The 18,175-nt window shown below is 65.6% G+C and carries 13 protein-coding genes and 1 riboswitch; of the genes, 8 read left to right on the plus strand and 5 right to left on the minus strand.

Annotation, left to right across the window (positions count from 1 at the left end):
* Positions 1-48: 48 nt before the first annotated feature.
* Both QRO95_RS00580 and QRO95_RS00585 read left to right on the plus strand, forming a co-directional pair.
* Positions 49-2,196, plus strand: a complete 2,148-nt coding sequence (locus QRO95_RS00580) for a S46 family peptidase (protein WP_285301474.1) — start codon at positions 49-51, stop codon at positions 2,194-2,196.
* Between the two features lie 172 nt (positions 2,197-2,368).
* Entirely contained in the window at positions 2,369-5,815 is a 3,447-nt protein-coding gene (locus tag QRO95_RS00585) for a PAS domain-containing hybrid sensor histidine kinase/response regulator (protein ID WP_285301475.1), read from the plus strand.
* Between the two features lie 72 nt (positions 5,816-5,887).
* Here the strand turns inward: QRO95_RS00585 and QRO95_RS00590 are convergent, their stop codons facing one another.
* From QRO95_RS00590 to acs, 3 genes are all read right to left on the minus strand, one after another.
* Complete coding sequence (locus QRO95_RS00590; protein WP_032128462.1) at positions 5,888-6,463, minus strand: manganese efflux pump MntP family protein; 576 nt, start codon at positions 6,461-6,463, stop codon at positions 5,888-5,890.
* Between the two features lie 88 nt (positions 6,464-6,551).
* A riboswitch (yybP-ykoY riboswitch) is annotated at positions 6,552-6,641 on the minus strand.
* 233 nt (positions 6,642-6,874) lie between these two features.
* On the minus strand, positions 6,875-7,540 hold the full coding sequence (locus QRO95_RS00595) for a response regulator transcription factor (protein ID WP_005420420.1): 666 nt from the start codon (positions 7,538-7,540) through the stop codon (positions 6,875-6,877).
* Positions 7,541-7,661: 121 nt separating this feature from the next.
* A complete protein-coding gene (gene acs, locus QRO95_RS00600) occupies positions 7,662-9,605 on the minus strand; it encodes an acetate--CoA ligase (protein WP_032128463.1) in 1,944 nt (647 codons plus the stop codon).
* A 245-nt stretch (positions 9,606-9,850) separates the two neighbouring features.
* Here acs and QRO95_RS00605 point away from each other — a divergent pair, with 245 nt between their 5' ends.
* Positions 9,851-11,278 carry a DcaP family trimeric outer membrane transporter gene (locus tag QRO95_RS00605; protein ID WP_049399159.1) on the plus strand — a complete coding sequence of 476 codons (1,428 nt, stop codon included), beginning with the start codon at positions 9,851-9,853 and terminating at the stop codon, positions 11,276-11,278.
* A 111-nt stretch (positions 11,279-11,389) separates the two neighbouring features.
* The gene (locus QRO95_RS00610) at positions 11,390-13,054 is read left to right on the plus strand and encodes an MFS transporter (protein WP_049399160.1); all 1,665 of its coding nucleotides are present in this window, start codon (positions 11,390-11,392) and stop codon (positions 13,052-13,054) included.
* 125 nt (positions 13,055-13,179) lie between these two features.
* Here the strand turns inward: QRO95_RS00610 and QRO95_RS00615 are convergent, their stop codons facing one another.
* Entirely contained in the window at positions 13,180-13,845 is a 666-nt protein-coding gene (locus tag QRO95_RS00615) for a hypothetical protein (protein WP_285301476.1), read from the minus strand.
* Between the two features lie 282 nt (positions 13,846-14,127).
* On the opposite strand from QRO95_RS00615, the gene QRO95_RS00620 reads away from it, so the two are divergent.
* From QRO95_RS00620 to xth, 4 genes are all read left to right on the plus strand, one after another.
* Positions 14,128-14,745 carry a hypothetical protein gene (locus QRO95_RS00620; RefSeq protein ID WP_285301477.1) on the plus strand — a complete coding sequence of 206 codons (618 nt, stop codon included), beginning with the start codon at positions 14,128-14,130 and terminating at the stop codon, positions 14,743-14,745.
* 54 nt (positions 14,746-14,799) lie between these two features.
* Positions 14,800-15,339 (plus strand): DUF3304 domain-containing protein, encoded by a 540-nt coding sequence (locus QRO95_RS00625; protein WP_285301478.1) that lies wholly within the window; start codon positions 14,800-14,802, stop codon positions 15,337-15,339.
* A 127-nt stretch (positions 15,340-15,466) separates the two neighbouring features.
* Entirely contained in the window at positions 15,467-16,876 is a 1,410-nt protein-coding gene (locus QRO95_RS00630; RefSeq protein WP_285301479.1) for a coniferyl aldehyde dehydrogenase, read from the plus strand.
* 118 nt (positions 16,877-16,994) lie between these two features.
* Entirely contained in the window at positions 16,995-17,777 is a 783-nt protein-coding gene (xth, locus tag QRO95_RS00635) for an exodeoxyribonuclease III (RefSeq protein ID WP_008266625.1), read from the plus strand.
* Between the two features lie 103 nt (positions 17,778-17,880).
* Here the strand turns inward: xth and QRO95_RS00640 are convergent, their stop codons facing one another.
* Entirely contained in the window at positions 17,881-18,132 is a 252-nt protein-coding gene (locus QRO95_RS00640; protein WP_005411656.1) for a GlsB/YeaQ/YmgE family stress response membrane protein, read from the minus strand.
* Positions 18,133-18,175 lie beyond the last annotated feature (43 nt).

The following is an 18,175-nucleotide window of genomic DNA, read 5'->3' on the forward strand; positions in this document are numbered from 1 at the left end:
GCCCCAGCGGCTATGGTCCCGGGCTGTTCTGTCGTACCGGATTGCCTCATGTCACCACGCAAAGCCCTTCCCACCGCCCTGGCCCTGGGCCTGACCCTCGCCGCCGGTGCCCACGCCGATGAAGGCATGTGGATGCCGACCCAGCTGCCGGAACTGGCCAAGCCGCTGCAGGCCGCAGGCTTCAAGGGCAATCCGGCCGACCTGGCCAACGTCACTGCGCCGCCGCTGAGCGCGGTGGTGCGTGCCGGTGGTGGCACCGGCTCGTTCGTGTCCAGCGACGGCCTGCTGCTGACCAACCACCACGTGGCGATGGGCGTGATCCAGTACAACAGCTCGCCCGAGCACGACCTGATCAACGGTGGCTTCATTGCCAGGGACCGCGCCGACGAGCGCCCGGCCAACCCGGACTTCCGCGTACTGGTCACCGTCGGCTTCGACAAGGTGACCGACCAGGTGCTGGCGCAGGCGCGTGGCAAGACCGGCCGTGCCTACTTCGATGCCGTGGATGCGGCCAGCAAGCAGATCGTGGCCGAGTGCGAGAAGGACGGCAGCGTGCGCTGCTCGGTGGCCAACATGTACTACGGCACCGATTTCTACCGCATCGCCCAGCTGGAACTGAGCGACGTGCGCCTGGTGTACGCGCCGCCGCGTGCGATCGGCAACTATGGCGATGAAATCGACAACTTCATGTGGCCGCGCCACACCGGCGACTTCACCCTGCTGCGCGCCTATGTCGGCAAGGACGGCAAGCCCGCCGCCTACAGCAAGGACAACGTGCCCTACCAGGCGCCGGCGCACCTGCAGATGTCGGTGGAAGGTCCGAAGGAAGGTGACTACGCGATGCTGGCCGGTTACCCGGGCATCACCTACCGCCACCGTACCGCGGCCGAATTCGCTGGCCAGATCGATACCGTGCTGCCGCGCCGCGTATCGGTGTTCCAGCAGATGATCGACACCATCGAGGCCGCCAGCGCCAAGGACGCGCAGGCGCGCACCCGCTACGCCTCGCAGCTGCAGTCGCTGAAGAACAACCGCAAGCGCGCCGCCGGTGAGCTGGAAGGCCTGTTGCGCAGCGACGCCAAGGCCCAGCGTGCCGCCGACGAGACGGCGATGCTGGCTGCCACCGACCGCAGGTACCAGGGCGATATCAAGGCGCTGCTGACCAACCTGTCGCAGGGTGCGGCGGTGGGCGAGCGTGACCTGCTGCTGGACCAGATGGCGATGCAGAGCCAGCTGCTGCGCTCGGCCTTGCTGTTGGAACGCCTGCGCATCGAATCGGCCAAGCCGGACGCGCAGCGCGAGAGTGGTTTCCAGCAGCGCGACCAGGCGATGATCGAAGGCGTGCTCAAGCAGGTCCAGCGCCGTTACGCACCGGAAGTCGAGAAGGCGCTGCTGACCGCCCTGCTGACCCGCTACCAGCAGCTGCCGGACGCGCAGCGCGTGGCCGAGTTCGATACGGCCTTCGGCCGTACCCCGGAGCAGCTGGCGAAGGCACTGGACACCCTGTACGCCGGCACCCAGCTGGGTGAAGAGGCACAGCGCCTGTCCCGTTTCGCTGCTGCGCGCGAAGGCAAGGCGCTGGCTGCCGATCCGCTGATCACCGTGGCTGGCCCGCTGGTGGCCGCGCAGCTGCGCATCGAGAACGAAAGCAAGACCCGCGAAGGCGAGCAGCTGCGCCTGCGCCCGGCCTACATGCAGGCGCTGTTCGCCTGGCGTGCCAAGCAGGGCCGCGCGGTGTATCCGGATGCCAACCGCACCCTGCGCATCAGCTACGGCAAGGTCGAGGCGCTGCATCCGCGCGACGGCGTGACCTACTCGCCGGTGACCACCGTGGCCGGCATCGTCGAGAAGAACACCAACGCCTATCCGTTCGATGCGCCGAAGCCGCTGCTGGCCGCGATCGCCAAGGGTGACTTCGGCAGCACCGCCGACCCGGCGCTGAAGACCCAGACGGTCAACTTCCTGACCAACCTGGATACCACCGGCGGCAACTCCGGCTCGCCGGTGCTCAACGCCAAGGGCGAACTGATCGGCCTGAACTTCGACAGCAACTGGGAATCGGTCAGCGCCAGCTGGTGGTTCGACCCGCGCTACAAGCGCGCCGTGCACGTGGACATGCGCTACCTGCGCTGGCTGCTGGCCAAGGTCTACCCGGCGCCGGAACTGCTGAAGGAAATGGGCGTGCCGGCGGAATAAGGCCGGTTCCTGGTGGGTGCGCACCTCCTTTGGTGGGTGCCCACCGTTGGTGGGCATGGATGCCTCCGTCACGACCAACGGTCGTGACCCACCGCCATGACCCACCGCCGTGACCTACCCTCACGACCAACGGTCGTGATCTACTGGCCCCTGTCCTGACGGAAACGCGCGCGTGGTCTCCAGCTGGATCCTGCTGCTGGTCTCGGTTGCCTATGCCGCGCTGCTGTTCGGCGTGGCGTGGTGGGGTGACCGTCGGCCGATGTACCCCGACCGGCCGTGGCTGCGGCCGGTGGTCTACAGCCTGGCACTGGCCGTGTACTGCTCGTCGTGGACGTTCTACGGCGCGGTCGGCACCGCCGTGCGCAACGGCGTGGGCTACCTGCCGATCTACATCGGCCCGCTGCTGCTGCTGTTGTTAGGCTGGCGCATCATCGAGCGCCTGGCGCTGATCGCGCGCAGCCAGAACGTGGTGTCCATCGCCGACTTCATCTCTTCGCGCTTCGGCCGCTCGCGGCGGCTGGCGGCGCTGGTGGCGATCATCGCGCTGATCGGCATCATTCCGTACCTGGCCCTGCAGTACAAAGCAGTGGCGATGAGCCTGCAGGTGCTGACCGGCAACACCGGCCCGACCGGCTTCTTCACCGATCCCGCGCTGTACGTGGCGCTGCTGATGGCGTTGTTCGCCACCCTGTTCGGTACCCGCCAGGTCGATGCCACCGAACACCACCACGGCATGATGCTGGCGATCGCCTTCGAATCGGTGATCAAGCTGTTGGCGATGCTGGCCGTGGGCGTGTTCGCCTACCTGTGGCTGAGCAACCGCACCGACGCGGTGGTCGAATCGGTGCATACGCTGTTCACCGGCCTGCCGCCGGTGGGCTTCATCTCGCAGACCCTGCTCAGCTTCCTCGCCATCATCTGCCTGCCGCGCCAGTTCCACGTGGCCGTGGTCGAGTGCGGCGATGTGCGCGATGTGCGCCGCGCGCGCTGGATGTTCGGCGGCTACCTGGTGCTGATCTCGGGCATGGTGCTGCCGATCGCCACCGCCGGCGTGACCCTGTTCGGCACCGGTGGCAGCGTCGCCGACGACTCGATGGTGCTGGCCCTGCCGCTGGCCGAGGGCCGCAACGCGCTGGCGCTGATCGCCTATGTGGGCGGCTTCTCGGCGGCCACCGGCATGGTGATCGTGTCGTCCATCGCGCTGGCCACCATGGTCAGCAACGATCTGGTGATGCCGGTGCTGCTGCGCCGGAGCGGTGACCACCAGGAGGCCGCCGACGTCGCCTCGCGCGTGCTGTGGATCCGCCGCCTGGCGATCCTGCTGCTGGCGCTGATGGCCTACAGCTACTACCGCACCAGCAGCAACGACAGCACGCTGGCCTCGTATGGCCTGATGGCGTTCGCAGCGGTGGCGCAGTTTGCGCCGGGCCTGATCGGCGGCCTGTACTGGCGCGGTGCCAGCCGGCGCGGCGTCGAGGTGGGCATGCTGCTCGGCTTTGCCACCTGGCTGTACACCCTGCTGCTGCCGGCGATGACGATGGCCGGCTGGGTCGATGCTGGCTGGGTGCAGCACGGCCCGTTCGGCATCGAGTGGCTGCGCCCGCAGCAGCTGTTCGGCATGACCGGCTGGGACCCGCTGACCCACGGCACCTTCTGGTCGCTGCTGGTCAACGCGGCGACGATGATGCTGGTGTCCGCGCGCTGGCGGCCCGGTGTGGACGAGCGGCTGCGTGCCGCGCCGTTCCTCGATCCATATGCCGAGCGCCCGTCGGTGGCGGGTGGTTGGCCGGGTCACGTGCATGTGGGCGATCTGCTGGCGCTGGCTTCGCGCGTAGTGGGTGAACGCCATGCGCGACGTTCGTTCTTCGAACAGGCGCAGTCACTGGGCCGTGAGCTGCAATCCTCGGCACCTGCCGACCGTCCGTGGGTGCAGTTCACTGAGCGCCTGCTGGCCGCCTCGATCGGTGCGGCATCGGCGCGCCTGCTGCTGACCAGCCTGCTGCGTGGCTCGGGCATGGACCTGGGCGAAGTGGTGGCGGTGCTGGACGAAGCGGGGCAGGAGCTGCGCTTCAACCGCGAGATCCTGTCGACCACGCTGGAGAACATCAGCGCCGGGGTCAGCGTGGTTGATCCGGACATGCGGCTGACCGCATGGAATCGCCGCTACCAGGACATGTTCGGCTACCCCGACGGCATGCTCTACGTGGGCCGCCCGGTGGCCGACCTGATCCGCTACAACGCCGAGCGCGGCGAGCTGGGCGAGGGTGATATCGAAGTGCAGATCAACCGCCGCATCGGCTACATGCGTGCCGGTTCACCGCATGTGTTCGAGCGCACCCGCAGCGATGGCAAGGTGATCGAGATGCGTGGGCAGGCGCTGCCCGGCGGCGGTTACGTGACCAGCTACAACGACATCACCGACTACAAGCACGCGGAAAAAGCACTGCTGGAAGCCAACGAGACGCTGGAACAGCGCGTGGCCGAGCGCTCGCATGAGGCCGAGGTCGCGCAGCAGTCGAAGACCCGTTTCCTGGCGGCGATCAGCCACGACGTGCTGCAGCCGTTGAACGCTGCGCGCCTGTTCGCCTCGGCACTGCGCGACAGTGATCACGTGAGTGACGAGCAGAAGCACCTGGCCGAGCGTGTGGACGCTTCGTTGCGTGCGGCCGAAGAGCTGCTCGATGGCCTGCTGGATGTGTCGCGGCTGGATGCCGGCGGCCTGCATCCGGTGATCGGCGAGTTCGACGTGAGCGCGTTGATGCGTGAGCTGGCCGCGCAGTACACCCCGGTCGCGGCTGGCCGCGGCCTGCGCCTGGACCTGTTCGCACGCCCTGCGTGGGTGCGCAGTGACCGCCGCCTGCTGCGCCGCGTGCTGCAGAACTTCCTGGCCAATGCGCTGCGCTACACCCGCCAGGGCCGCATCGTGCTGGCAGTGCGCCAACGCGGCGATGAAGTGGAACTGCAGGTGTGGGATACCGGCCCCGGCATTCCCGAGCACCATATGCGGCAGATCTTCGACGAGTTCCACCGCTACCAGCAACCATTCGACTGGGGCGAACAGGGATTGGGCCTGGGCCTGTCGATCTGCCAACGCATCTCGCGCCTGCTCGACCATCGGTTGAACGCACGCAGCCGGGTCGGCAAGGGCTCGATGTTCTCGATCATCCTGCCGCGGGTGGCACCGCTGCCGGGCTACACCGAGCTGGCCACACCCGCACAGACCGTCGCCGCGCCAGTACGCAGCGATTCGCTGGCGGGCCTGCGCGTGCTGTGCGTGGACAACGACGAGGAGATCCTCGACGGCATGCGCGCACTTCTCGGCCGTTGGCAGGTGCAGGTGATCACTGCGGCCACCGTCGACCAGGCGCTGGAGAAGATCGCCGAGCACCCACAGGTGATGCTGGTGGATTACCACCTGCACGACCGCATGGACGGCCTGGATGCGCTGGTAGCGCTGCGCGAGGCGGCCGGTTACCCGCTGCCGGGCGCACTGCTTACCGCCGATGGTCGCGACGAGCTGAAGCGGATGGCGCGCGAACGCGGCTACCGCGTGCTGACCAAGCCGATCAAGCCGGCCTCGCTGCGCGCCTTCCTGGGCGCGCTGCGCGATGCGCAGTAGATCCACGCCATGCGTGGATGTGACGTCAGGTAGTGCCGGCCGCTGGCCGGCAACCACGTAATCGCGGAAGCGTTACCCCAGGCCGTGCAGGTGTTCGTACAGGATCGTCGCGCCGATGATCACCAGGATCACGCCGCCGATGATCTCGGCACGCTTGCCGACCATGCTGCCCAGCACGCGGCCGAGCATGATGCCGACGGTGACCATGGTCAGCGTGCACAGGCCGATCACTGCAGCCATCACGCCGATATGCACGTCCATGAAAGCCAGGCCGATACCCACCGCCATCGCGTCGATGCTGGTGGCGAAACCGGTCAGCGCCAGCTTCCAGAAGCCGTGGTGCTGCGAGGGGTCTTCGTCTTCGTCGGCACTGTCCGGACGCAGGCCGTTGTAGATCATGTGGATGCCCAGTGCGCCGAGCAAGCCGAAGGCGATCCAGTGGTCGAAGGCTTCGACGTACTGCAGGGCGGCACGGCCGAGCAGCCAGCCGATGATGGGCGTGATCGCCTCGATGACGCCGAAGATGATGCCGGCACGCAGTGCGTCGCGGAATACCGGCTTGCGCATGGCCGCACCCTTGCCGATTGCAGCGGCGAAGGCATCGGTGGACATGGCAAAGCCGATCAGGAGGATCGAAATGGGGGACATGGGCGGCGGCTGAGGTCGGGCTAGGACGGACGCACGGCCTGCGCTCGCGCCCAACCTGACGTTGCGCGCGCGGGCCGCTGGTCTCGCCAACCATCATGGTTGTCCACGCCACGGCGCACTGGCCGAGTATGTTGACGTGGACGATTCCTGCGTAGGAATCCGGCTACTCCCCAAGGGGACGCGCAGCTTAGCATCGCGATTCACGCGCGGCGCATTTCCAGCGAAACGCGCAGGCAGGGCTGGTTTGTATAGCGATGGCTATATCGAGAGCGCAGCCGTACCTGGTAGTGCCGGCCGCTGGCCGGCAGGTGCACCATCAAAAGCGTGCCAAGCAAGCTTGGCACCTACCAATGCGGTATCAGATGATGTCGCGCGTTTCAGGCCAATGCCGGCCAGCGGCCGGCACTACCTTCAGTCTTCTTCCGGCGGCAGCACGATGGCGTCGTCGTCGATCGCCAGCTTGCCGGCCATCAGCACGGCCTGGGTGCGGTTGGTGACGCCCAGCTTGCGCAGGATGGCGGTGACGTGGGCCTTGATCGTCGCTTCGGAGACGTTGAGGTCGTAGGCGATCTGCTTGTTCAAGCGGCCGGCGCCCAGCATCTGCAGCACGCGGAACTGCTGCGGGGTCAGCTCACGCAGGCGCTGGCCGACTTCGCGTTCCTCGCTGCCGGTGGGCGGCACGTTGTGCGCTTCCGGCGGTGCCCAGGTCTCACCATCGAGGATGGTGCCCAGTGCGTGGCCGATGGTGTCCGAATCCGCAGACTTCGGAATGAAGCCCAGCGCGCCGTGGTCGAGCGCTCGGCGCATCACCGTGGCTTCTTCGCGCGCGGACACCACGACCACCGGCAGCTGTGGATGCAGCGAGCGCATGTGCACCAGTGCGTTGAAACCCTGCGCACCGGGCATGTTGAGGTCCATCAGGACCAGGTCGGCGTCGTTGTGCTGGTCGGCCAGCGCGTACAGCGCTTCCACGCTGTCGGCTTCGAACAGCTGCACGCCGGGGATGACCCGCTGTACCGCCCCACGCAGGGCTTCGCGGAACAGCGGGTGGTCATCGGCAATCAGGAGGGTGGTCATGGGTCGAGCTTATCGATCAGGAAAAAGAGCGACGTGATGGCAGGTGCAGGACGGGTCGGACACGGCCGGGTCCCTCCTCCCGGCCACGTCCCTGGCGCGTCCTGCGCCTGCGGTCACGCCATCAGCGCACCTTGCGCTCGTCCACCAGCGACGCCACCACCGACGGATCGGCCAGGGTCGAGGTGTCGCCAAGCTGGTCCGGTGCGTTCTCGGCGATCTTGCGCAGGATGCGGCGCATGATCTTGCCCGAGCGAGTCTTCGGCAGGCCCGGCGCCCACTGCAGGTGGTCCGGCGTGGCGATCGGGCCGATCTCCTTGCGTACCCAGGCGACCAGTTCCTTCTGCAGCTCGTCGCTCGGAGCCTCTTCGGCCACCAGGGTGACGTAGGCGTAGATGCCCTGGCCCTTCACGTCGTGCGGGAAGCCGACCACGGCCGCTTCGGCCACCTTCGGGTGCGAGACCAGAGCGCTTTCCACTTCGGCGGTGCCGATGCGGTGGCCGGACACGTTGATCACATCGTCCACGCGGCCGGTGATCCAGTAGTAGCCATCTTCGTCGCGGCGGCAACCGTCGCCGGTGAAATAGCTGCCCGGGTAGGTGCGGAAATACGTATCGATGAAGCGCTGATGGTCGCCGTACACCGTGCGCATCTGGCCCGGCCAGGAATCGCGGATGATCAGGTTGCCCTCGGTCGGGCCGTCCTGGATCTCGCCATCGGCGTTGACCAGCGCCGGCTGCACGCCGAAGAAGGGCAGGGTGGCCGAGCCCGGCTTGAGGTCCATCGCGCCGGCCAGCGGCGAGATCAGGATGCCGCCGGTCTCGGTCTGCCACCAGGTATCGACGATCGGGCAGCGGCTGTCGCCGACCACCTCGTAGTACCAGCGCCAGGCTTCCGGATTGATCGGTTCGCCGACGCTGCCGAGCAGGCGCAGCGACGCGCGCGAGGTCTTCTTCACCGGCTCCTCGCCTTCGCGCATCAGTGCGCGGATTGCGGTCGGGGCGGTGTAGAAGATGCTCACCTTGTGCTTGTCGATGACGTTCCAGAAGCGCGAGGTGTCCGGATAGTTCGGCACGCCTTCGAACATCAGCGAGGTCGCGCCGTTGGCCAGCGGGCCGTACACGATGTAGCTGTGGCCGGTGACCCAGCCGACGTCGGCGGTGCACCAGTAGATGTCGTCCTCGCGCAGATCGAACACCGCTTCATGGGTGTAGGCCGCGTACAGCAGGTAGCCGCCGGTGGTGTGCAGCACGCCCTTCGGCTTGCCGGTGGAACCGGAGGTGTAGAGGATGAACAGCGGGTCTTCCGCGTTCATGCGTTCCGGTTCGCAGGTAGCCGGCTGGCTGTCCACCACATCGTGGAACCAGCGATCGCGCGGCGCCTGCATGTCCACCGCGCCACCGGTGTGGCGCACTACCAGCACGGTTTCAACCGTGTTCGTGCCGGGCAGCTTCAGCGCTGCATCGACGTTGGCCTTCAGCGGAATCTTCCGACCACCGCGCAGACCCTCGTCTGCGGTGATGATCAGCTTGCTCTGGCAGTCGCTGACGCGGTCGGCGATCGAGTTCGGTGCGAAGCCACCGAACACCACCGAGTGGATCGCACCGATGCGTGCGCAGGCCAGCATGGCCACGGCGGCGTCGACGATCATCGGCAGGTAGATGGTGACCCGGTCGCCCTTCTTGACCCCGAGGTTGCGCAGAGCATTGCCGAGGCGGCAGGTGCGCTCGTACAGCTCGCGATAGGTCACGTGCTGCGCCGGTGCATCCGGGCCATCCGGCTCGAACAGCAGGGCGGTCTTGTCGCCACGCTTCTCCAGCTGGCGGTCCAGGCAGTTCACACTGGCATTGAGCTCGCCATCTTCGAACCACTTGATGTGGAAATCGGACAGGTCGTAGCTGACGTTCTTGATCTTCGTCGGCTTGCGCATCCACTCCAGGCGCTCGGCGGCCTTGCCCCAGAAACCATCCGGGTCGGTCACCGAAGCCTGGTACTGCTGTTCGTACGACGTCTTGTCGATGCGTGCCTTGGCGGCGAATTGCGGATCGACGGGGTAGATATCAGCCATGGCACCCTCACTTGCACGTTGACTTTGTATGTGCGGTCGCAGCATCGCAGCGACCGATCCCCTTCAGTTTGCCCCATCCACCCCCGGCCGCGTCACCACTCTGGTTAGACCATGGTCGAAAGTGAGCGCCCAGCAGGGCCGGGTTCGACCAATGGCGAATAGCCGCTATACATAATCGCCCCGCAGTCTCGGCTCGACCGTGCCCCACGCGCGGCATCACCTTGCCACTTGGGAGAGAGGGCAACATGAGCCACCGTACGTTGAAAGCCGTGCGCAAACCTTTGGCGGCCTGCCTGTTGGTCGCCCTGGTCGCACCGGGCATGGCGTTCGCTGAGACCGCCAAAGAGAAAGCGCTGGAAGCACGCGTTGCCGAACTGGAACGCCAGGTCCAGCTGCTGCTGTCTTCGCAGCAACAACAACAGACCCAGATCAGCCAGACCCAGCAGGCGGTGACCGAAGTCCGCACGGTGCAGGCCGAGCAGAAGCCGGTCGCCTCGGTGCCGGCGGGCAAGCAGCCGATCCAGGTCACCACCATCACCCCGGGCGCCGCGCCGGGCACCACGGTCAAGATCGGCGGCTTCATCAAGGCCGACTTCCTCGCCACCCAGACCAGCGATGGCCAGTTGGCCGACGACGCCACCGGCCGCTCGCTGTACCTGCCGGGCCAGACCCCGGTGGAAGGCGCCGGCGGCAGCGGCAAGCGTTCGGGCACCGACTTCAACGCCCACGCCAAGTTCTCGCGCTTCAACCTGGGCATCGACAACGTGAGCGAATCGGGCAACAAGGCCGGTGCGTTCTTCGAGATGGACTTCTTCGGCAACTCGCTGGGCAACCAGACCGCGACCAATACCTACGGTGTGACCCTGCGCCACGCCTACATGTACTGGAACAACTGGATGGCCGGCCAGACCTGGTCCAACTTCATGGACGCGGCCGCACTGCCGGAAGCGGTCGACTTCGTCGGCCCCACCGACGGCGTGATCTTCGTGCGCCAGGCCCAGGTGCGCTACACCCAGGGCGGCTTCAGCGTCGCGCTGGAAAACCCGGAAACCACCACGCTCACCGGTACCCGCAACCCGGTCACCGGCGCCTGGACCAACGCCAGCGCCAACTCCGATCGTGGCAGCCTGCCTGATCTGACCATGCGCTATGGCTGGAAGGGCGACTGGGGCACCTTCGGTGTCGGCGGCATCGTCCGCCAGCTGAAGGTCGACAACCAGGCCACCGGCGCCAAGGCCGACAAGGTGGCCGGCGGCCTGACACTGGGCGGCAAGTGGGTGATGGGCGACAGCGATTCGCTGCACTACCAGCTGACCGGCGGCGAAGGCATCGCCCGCTACATCGGCCTGGGCATCACCGCCGATAGTGCCTACGACGTTGCCCGCGACGAGCTCAACCCGACCGGCGTGCTTGCCGGCTACGTGGGCTGGCGGCATGCGTTCTCGCCGAAGCTGCGCACCAACCTGATCTACGCGCGCAGCGACTACGACAACGACAGCATCCTCGGCCCGCTGGTGACCAAGAGCGTGCAGAGCATCCGCGGCAACATCTTCTACTCGCCGCTGCCCAAGGTCGATATCGGTGCGGAGCTGATGTACGGCCGTCGCGAAGTGGAGAACGGCAACAAGGGTGACATCACCCGGTTGCAGTTCACCACCAAGTACAGCTTCTAAGAGCGTGCCGGCCAGCGGCCGGCACCTACCGAGATTGAGTGCTGACCAAGGTCGGCACCCACCGAGATTGAATGCCGGCCAAGGCCAGCATCTACAGAGGGAAAACGTCCCATGTCCAGCACTGCATCCAGCCCGCACAATGCGGCGGGCACCCTGACCAAGGGCCACAAGAAGGTCATCTTCGCCTCGAGCCTCGGTACGGTCTTCGAGTGGTATGACTTCTTCCTGTACGGCTCGCTCGCCGCCATCATCGCCAAGCAGTTCTTCAGTGGCGTCAATGAAACCACGGGCATGATCTTCGCCCTGCTGGCGTTCGCCGCCGGCTTCTTCGTGCGTCCGTTCGGTGCGGCCTTCTTCGGCAGCCTCGGCGACCGCATCGGCCGCAAGTACACCTTCCTGGTCACCATCCTGATCATGGGCATCTCGACCTTCCTGGTCGGCGTGCTGCCCAACTACGCCTCGATCGGCTTCGCCGCACCGGTGATCCTGATCATCCTGCGCCTGGCCCAGGGCCTGGCGATGGGCGGTGAGTACGGCGGTGCCGCCACCTACGTGGCCGAGCATGCGCCGGACGACAAGCGCGGCCTGTACACCAGCTTCATCCAGTGCACCGCCACGCTCGGCCTGTTCATGTCGCTGCTGATCATCCTGGCCTGCCGCTACTTCCTCGGCAACGAAGCTTTCGAAGCCTGGGGCTGGCGTATTCCGTTCCTGGTCTCGATCCTGCTGCTGGGTGTGTCCGTGTGGATCCGCCTGCAGCTGAGCGAGTCGCCGCTGTTCCAGCAGATGAAGTCCGAGGGCAAGGGTTCCAAGACGCCGTTCCGTGACAGCCTGAAGGGCGGCAACCTGAAGCTGATGCTGCTGGTTCTGCTGGGTGCCGCGGCCGGCCAGGCCGTGGTCTGGTACGGCGGCCAGTTCTACGCGCTGTTCTTCCTCAGCAGCATGCTGAAGGTCGATGCCACCACCTCCTACCTGCTGATCGCGGCCGCGCTGGCGCTGGGCGTGCCGTTCTTCATCTTCTTCGGCTGGCTGTCCGACCGCATCGGCCGCAAGAAGATCATCCTGGCCGGCTGCCTGCTGGCGGCCGTCACCTACATCCCGATCTTCAAGGGCCTGACCCACTTCGCCAACCCGGCCATCGAAGAAGCCCGCAGCAGCTCGCCGGCCCTGGTCGTGGCCGATCCGGCCACCTGCTCGTTCCAGTTCGATCCGGTCGGCCTGCGCAAGTTCACCAGCTCCTGCGACGTGGCCACCGCCGCGCTGACCAAGGCCGGTGTGCCGTACGACGTGCAGCCCGCCGCCGCCGGTTCGCTGGCGATGGTGAACGTGGGCAGTGCCAGCGTCACCTCGTATGAGGCCGCCGGCCTGACCAAGGAAGACGGCAAGGCCAAGGCCGATGCGTTCGGTGCGGAACTGAAGACCGCCCTGACCACCGCCGGCTACCCGGCCAAGGCGGATGGCGCCCGCATCAACATCGCCGGCACCATCTTCATGCTGTGGCTGCTGGTGCTGTACGTGACCATGGTCTACGGCCCGATCGCCGCCTACCTGGTCGAACTGTTCCCGACCCGCATCCGCTACACCTCGATGTCGCTGCCGTACCACATCGGCAACGGCTGGTTCGGTGGCTTCCTGCCGGCGATTTCGTTCGCGCTGGTGGCCGGTACCGGCAATCTGTACTACGGCCTGTGGTACCCCATCATCATCGCGCTGATGTCGGTGGTGATCGGTGGCCTGTTCCTGCGCGAGACCAAGGACGTGGATATCACCAAGTAGGAATGATGTTCATCGGATGAAGGAGAGGCCGCGGTGCAGACCGCGGCCTTTCTGTTTATGTGCCGGCGATCGGAGTCGGATCCCTTTCGCATGCGAAAGGGCTCTGACCCCGACCGCAGGACGTGCTACTCCGGGCATCCATCGCTCTGCTCAAACTGCCGCCTTGAAAACGCTTCGATGCAGAACCGACGCTGCGCGCTCTCATCGCCTGCCTGGCGGATCTGCCTGCGCAACTGGTCGGCTTCCGGGCAGCGCGCAGCGCGGGCGACAACGAGGTTGCACACAGGAACAAATGGGAAGTGCACGTCATGGCGTGGAATGTTCAGCTTCTCGTCCCAGGCCGCGAACGGAAAGAGCACATGTAACAACCCATCTGCAGCCTCGTCTTCGCTCGGTCGCGTGAGGGCGACATCCGGTGCATCCCTGAGCAAGGTGGCATAGGCTTCCAGAAAGCGACGGCCCCGACTATCGTGCTCTGCAGGTGTCTTCGCCTGCCGCAATGCTGTGTAATACGGGAAGAGGCTGTCTACATCGGGTCCGCTGCAGATCACGCCGGACGACCGTGAGCTGTCATTGACAGGGGTCTGTACACGGCAGGTCGAACGCTCAAGCCTCTCTGCAAGCGCCTCGAGCACCCTGCCAATACTGGCACCGTGTGAGGCATCGCCCTCGAGCTCGCCGACGACGGCGGCCAGGGTGTCGCCCAGCAATGGGATGTGTTCGTGCTCGGCGTTCAGGTCGATTGCCGCGACATCAATGGACTGCTCGCTGGCATCGGAAACTCCGGGCATGAGAAGACATCCGGTCAGAAATGCAAATACGCGTCGCATCTACGCATGCTATTGGAGGTGGGACACCACCTTCAGCACGCTGACGTCGTGAAGCAATGAAACAAGTACGAATCTACATATCAGCCCAGTACTCAATCGTACCGATGCGAGGTGACGTATCCAGCCACACGGAACACTGGGACTTCTAGCAAGAACTGCCAACTTATGACGCAAATGACCCGAATTCCCTTTGTTCGCCAGTGCGTCCCATAGCATGGGTGATTCATCGAATCGGATCGGGGCATGCGCAGCGTACTTCTGGCAGCGATCATCACTGTCTCAGCGTCATCGCCCGACGCAGAAACGCATGTAGCTGCCGACGGTGCGGCACCGCAGGGAAGCCTGCGAGTCGAGGAAAGATCGCCCGTGATCAAACAACTATGCAAGACAGAGGAGGTCTGGCTGTCCTGGAACAACGCCGTACCAAGCGCAACATTGGTGACCTGCGACTGCAGTTGCACATCGCATGACAACTCAGGATGGCTTGTCGAGGCGCAACCGGAAGTCGGCACCTATCGGGTGCATCGAGTCTCTCTCGGCAAGGTTTTCAGTCCCACGGAGTTCTGTCGGGCTGGTGCGCGGATTCAGGACATCGTCTCGTCGCATCCGTGGTGTCCAGGCGCCAAGCCGAGCATGCCGACGAATGCCGTGTTTGCGACGTTGGTGAAGCAGCCCACGGAATCGGGCGATGAGCCTTACTGCTTTATGCCCCACTTCTTCGTAGGTGATCGGAATGTCCCCCTGAAGAGGATTCCAATGTCGGGCGAACAGTTCTCCGACGCGCCCGCAGCAGAGTCAGCACTGATCGCGCGGGAGGTCGAGATGCTGCGTGACTGGAGACGGGAGTTTGCGCCTGAGTAGGGCATTGGTGCCCTCGGACAAGAAATGAGGGCTATACATCATGGAGTTTCAGTGATGTTTGTTTTGAAGCGCGTGGTACTGGCATTTCTTGCTGGCCCACCTCTGCTCTTATCTGCCTACGCCGTGGATGCCAGTGCGATCTATGGCGTCAACCACACTCATTGGGCGATCAACCGGTTCAGTGTCGATGGCCGTTCAGCCGTTGACATCATTGGGCCGTACCAAGGTGGCGGTGGAGGGTGCTGCTACGGCGCACCAGAGCACTGGTATCCGGGGCTGAAGGTGCGGGTTGACTGGGAAACGGGTGCCGGAAGCTCGGGAGATTTTCCTGGGACAGAGGATTGGTCAAAAGTTCTGGAGTGGGAGAAGAAAATCCTGGCGCAAAAGCGCAGGCACAGTAAAGTCGTCCCCGTCCCGGATTACACCGGCCAGGACGTCTGCGGCATCACCGTGCATTTCCTGCCCTGCGATGAGATTCAGGTCACCACCTCCTGTTACGCCTACGACAGCCCTGAGTATCCGATCAAGATTCCGCTTGAGTTGCCAGAACCGCCGTCATGCCCGGCAGAGCGTACCGAGCAGCAGAAGGCGTAGTGAGGGACGGGATTGCATGCGAGGGTGAGCGCATGCACGTTGGTGGCGAGGTTCCCGAATGAGACCCCGTGCGAAGGCGTGAAGGTTGGCATGCGAGTCGAGCACGGCTCGACTCTACAATCGGCCCATGACCACCACCACGCCGACCGACCTGCCCGCCATCCTGCACACCCTGCGCAGTGCCTGGCGGTCGCAGCGCCCTTCGCTCGACCAGCGCGAAGCCGACCTGCGCCGCCTGCGCGAGGCGCTGAAGCTGCGCCTGGACGAAATGGCCCAAGCCATCGCCGAGGACTTCGGCCACCGTGCCCACACCGAATCGAAGCTGGCCGACGGCATGAGCGTGCTGTCGGCCATCGACCACCTGCGCCGTCACCTGCGCCGCTGGTCGAAGCCGCAGCGCGTCGGTGCCGGCTGGCGGCTGTGGCCGGCGCGCGCGCAGCTGCGGCCGACGCCGCTGGGCGTGGTCGGGGTGATCTCGCCCTGGAACTACCCGGTCACGCTGGCATTGGTGCCGCTGGTCACCGCCATTGCCGCCGGCAATCACGTGTTGCTCAAGCCCTCCGAACACACGCCGTGCACCAGCGCGTTCCTGGCCGATCTGCTGGCCAGCGTGTTCCCGCCCGATCGCGTGGCGGTGGTGCAGGGTGGGGCGGATGTGGCCGCGGCGGTGTCGTCGCTGCCGCTGGACCATCTGCTGTTCACCGGCTCGACGGCCGTTGGCCGCAAGGTGATGGCCGCCGCCGCCGAGCATCTGGTGCCGGTCACGCTTGAACTGGGCGGCAAGTCGCCGGCCATCGTCTGTCGCGATTTCCCGCTGGACAAGGCCGCCGCACGGCTGGCCACCGGCAAGTGGTTCAACGCCGGGCAGACCTGCATCGCGCCGGATTACGTGCTGATCGACACCGCGCGCCAGCGCGAGTTCGTGCAGGCGCTGCAGCAGCAGGTGCGCGAGCGCTATGGCGATTTCGGCAGCGCCGACGATTACACGCGCATCATCAACGAAGGCCAGTACCGGCGCCTGCAGGGTTATCTGGCGCAGGCGCGCGAACGCGGTGTGCCGGTGATTCCGTTGGCGCAGGTGGATGATGCGCGGGCTGATCGTGAGCGGCTGCTGGTGCCCACTGTGGTGCTGGACCCGCCGGACGACCTGGACCTGATGCGCGAGGAGATCTTCGGGCCGATCCTGCCGGTGCGGGCGTACCCGGATCTGGATGCGGCGCTGGCCAACGTGCTGTCGCGCGACCGGCCGCTGGCGCTGTATCCCTTCAGCCATGACCGGGCCACGGTGGAGCGCATGCTCGGCCAGGTGGTGGCCGGCGGGGTGACAGTGAATGACACGCTGCTGCACTTCGCCGCCGATGGCCTGCCGTTTGGCGGGGTGGGGGCCAGCGGCATGGGTGCGTACCACGGCCGGGCCGGGTTCGATGCGATGAGCAAGCGGTTGCCGGTGCTGTGGCAGTCGCGCTGGGCTGCCAGTGACCGGCTGCGGCCGCCGTATTCGAAGATTGCGGGGTTGTTGAAGTTCCTTTTGCGGTGATCGGGTTCCGGTAGTTGCCAACCTTGGTTGGCACACGGTGATTGCTGGCGCCAACCAAGGTTGGCGTCTACCGGGGTATAGGGGCGCCCATCAGGGCCCACCCGGGTAGAATGCCCCCATGAAGATCGCCTCGTGGAACGTCAATTCGCTCAATGTCCGCCTGCCGCACCTGGAGCAGTGGCTCAAGGCGTTCGGCCCGGACATCGTCGGTATCCAGGAAACCAAGCTGGAGGACCACAAGTTCCCCGATTCGGCGCTGATCGCCGCGGGCTACCGCAGCGTGTTCGCCGGCCAGAAGACCTACAACGGCGTGGCGCTGCTGTCGCGTGAGCCGGCGCAGGACGTGCAGATCGGCATTCCCGGCTTCGAGGACGAGCAGAAGCGCGTCATCGCCGGTACCTTCGGCGACCTGCGGGTGATCAACCTGTACGTGGTCAACGGCCAGGACATCGGCACCGACAAGTACGACTACAAGCTGCGCTGGCTGGAAGCGGTCCATGCCTGGATCGCCGAAGAACTGCAGCGGCACCCGAAGCTGATCGTGATGGGCGACTTCAACATCGCCCCGGACGCGCGCGATGTGCACGACCCGGAGGTGTGGAACGAGAACCACATCCTGACCTCCACCGCCGAGCGCGGCGCGCTCAACAAGCTGCTGCAGCTGGGCCTGCACGATGGCTTCCGCCTGCACAACGACGAGGCGGGCACCTTCAGCTGGTGGGATTACCGTGCCGCGGGCTTCCGCCGCAACCTGGGCCTGCGCATCGATCTGACCCTGGTGTCCGATGCGCTGAAGGGCAGTGCGGTGGCCTCGGGCATCGACCGCGAGCCGCGTACCTGGGAACGGCCGAGTGACCATGCGCCGGCGTGGGTGGAAGTAGAGTCGAGCTTGCTCGACTGATCTCCCATGCAGTCGAGCAAGCTCGACTCTACAGAACGGGGCCCGACGATTGCCGGGCCCGTTCTGAAACGTCTGCCGGCCAGCGGCCGGCACTACCCTCAGATCACCGTATGCTTTTGCGGGTGAACAGGTTGACGATTGCCAGCAGGATCACCGCACCGATCAGCGAGAACAGGAAGGTGCGGATGGTGATCGCTTCGTTGATGCCGCCGCCGAACAGCCAGCCGGAAATCAGCGCGCCGACGATGCCGACCACGATGTTGAGGATGATGCCCTGCTGGGCATCGCGCTTCATGATGATGCTGGCCAGCCAGCCTACGATGCCGCCGACGATCAGCCAGATGATGATGCCCATGATCGAACCTCCGGTGGGGAACTGTGACCAGTTGACGCGCACG

The organism is Stenotrophomonas maltophilia group sp. Smal13, assembly GCF_030236855.1.
Classification (GTDB): Bacteria; Pseudomonadota; Gammaproteobacteria; order Xanthomonadales; family Xanthomonadaceae; genus Stenotrophomonas; species Stenotrophomonas maltophilia_A.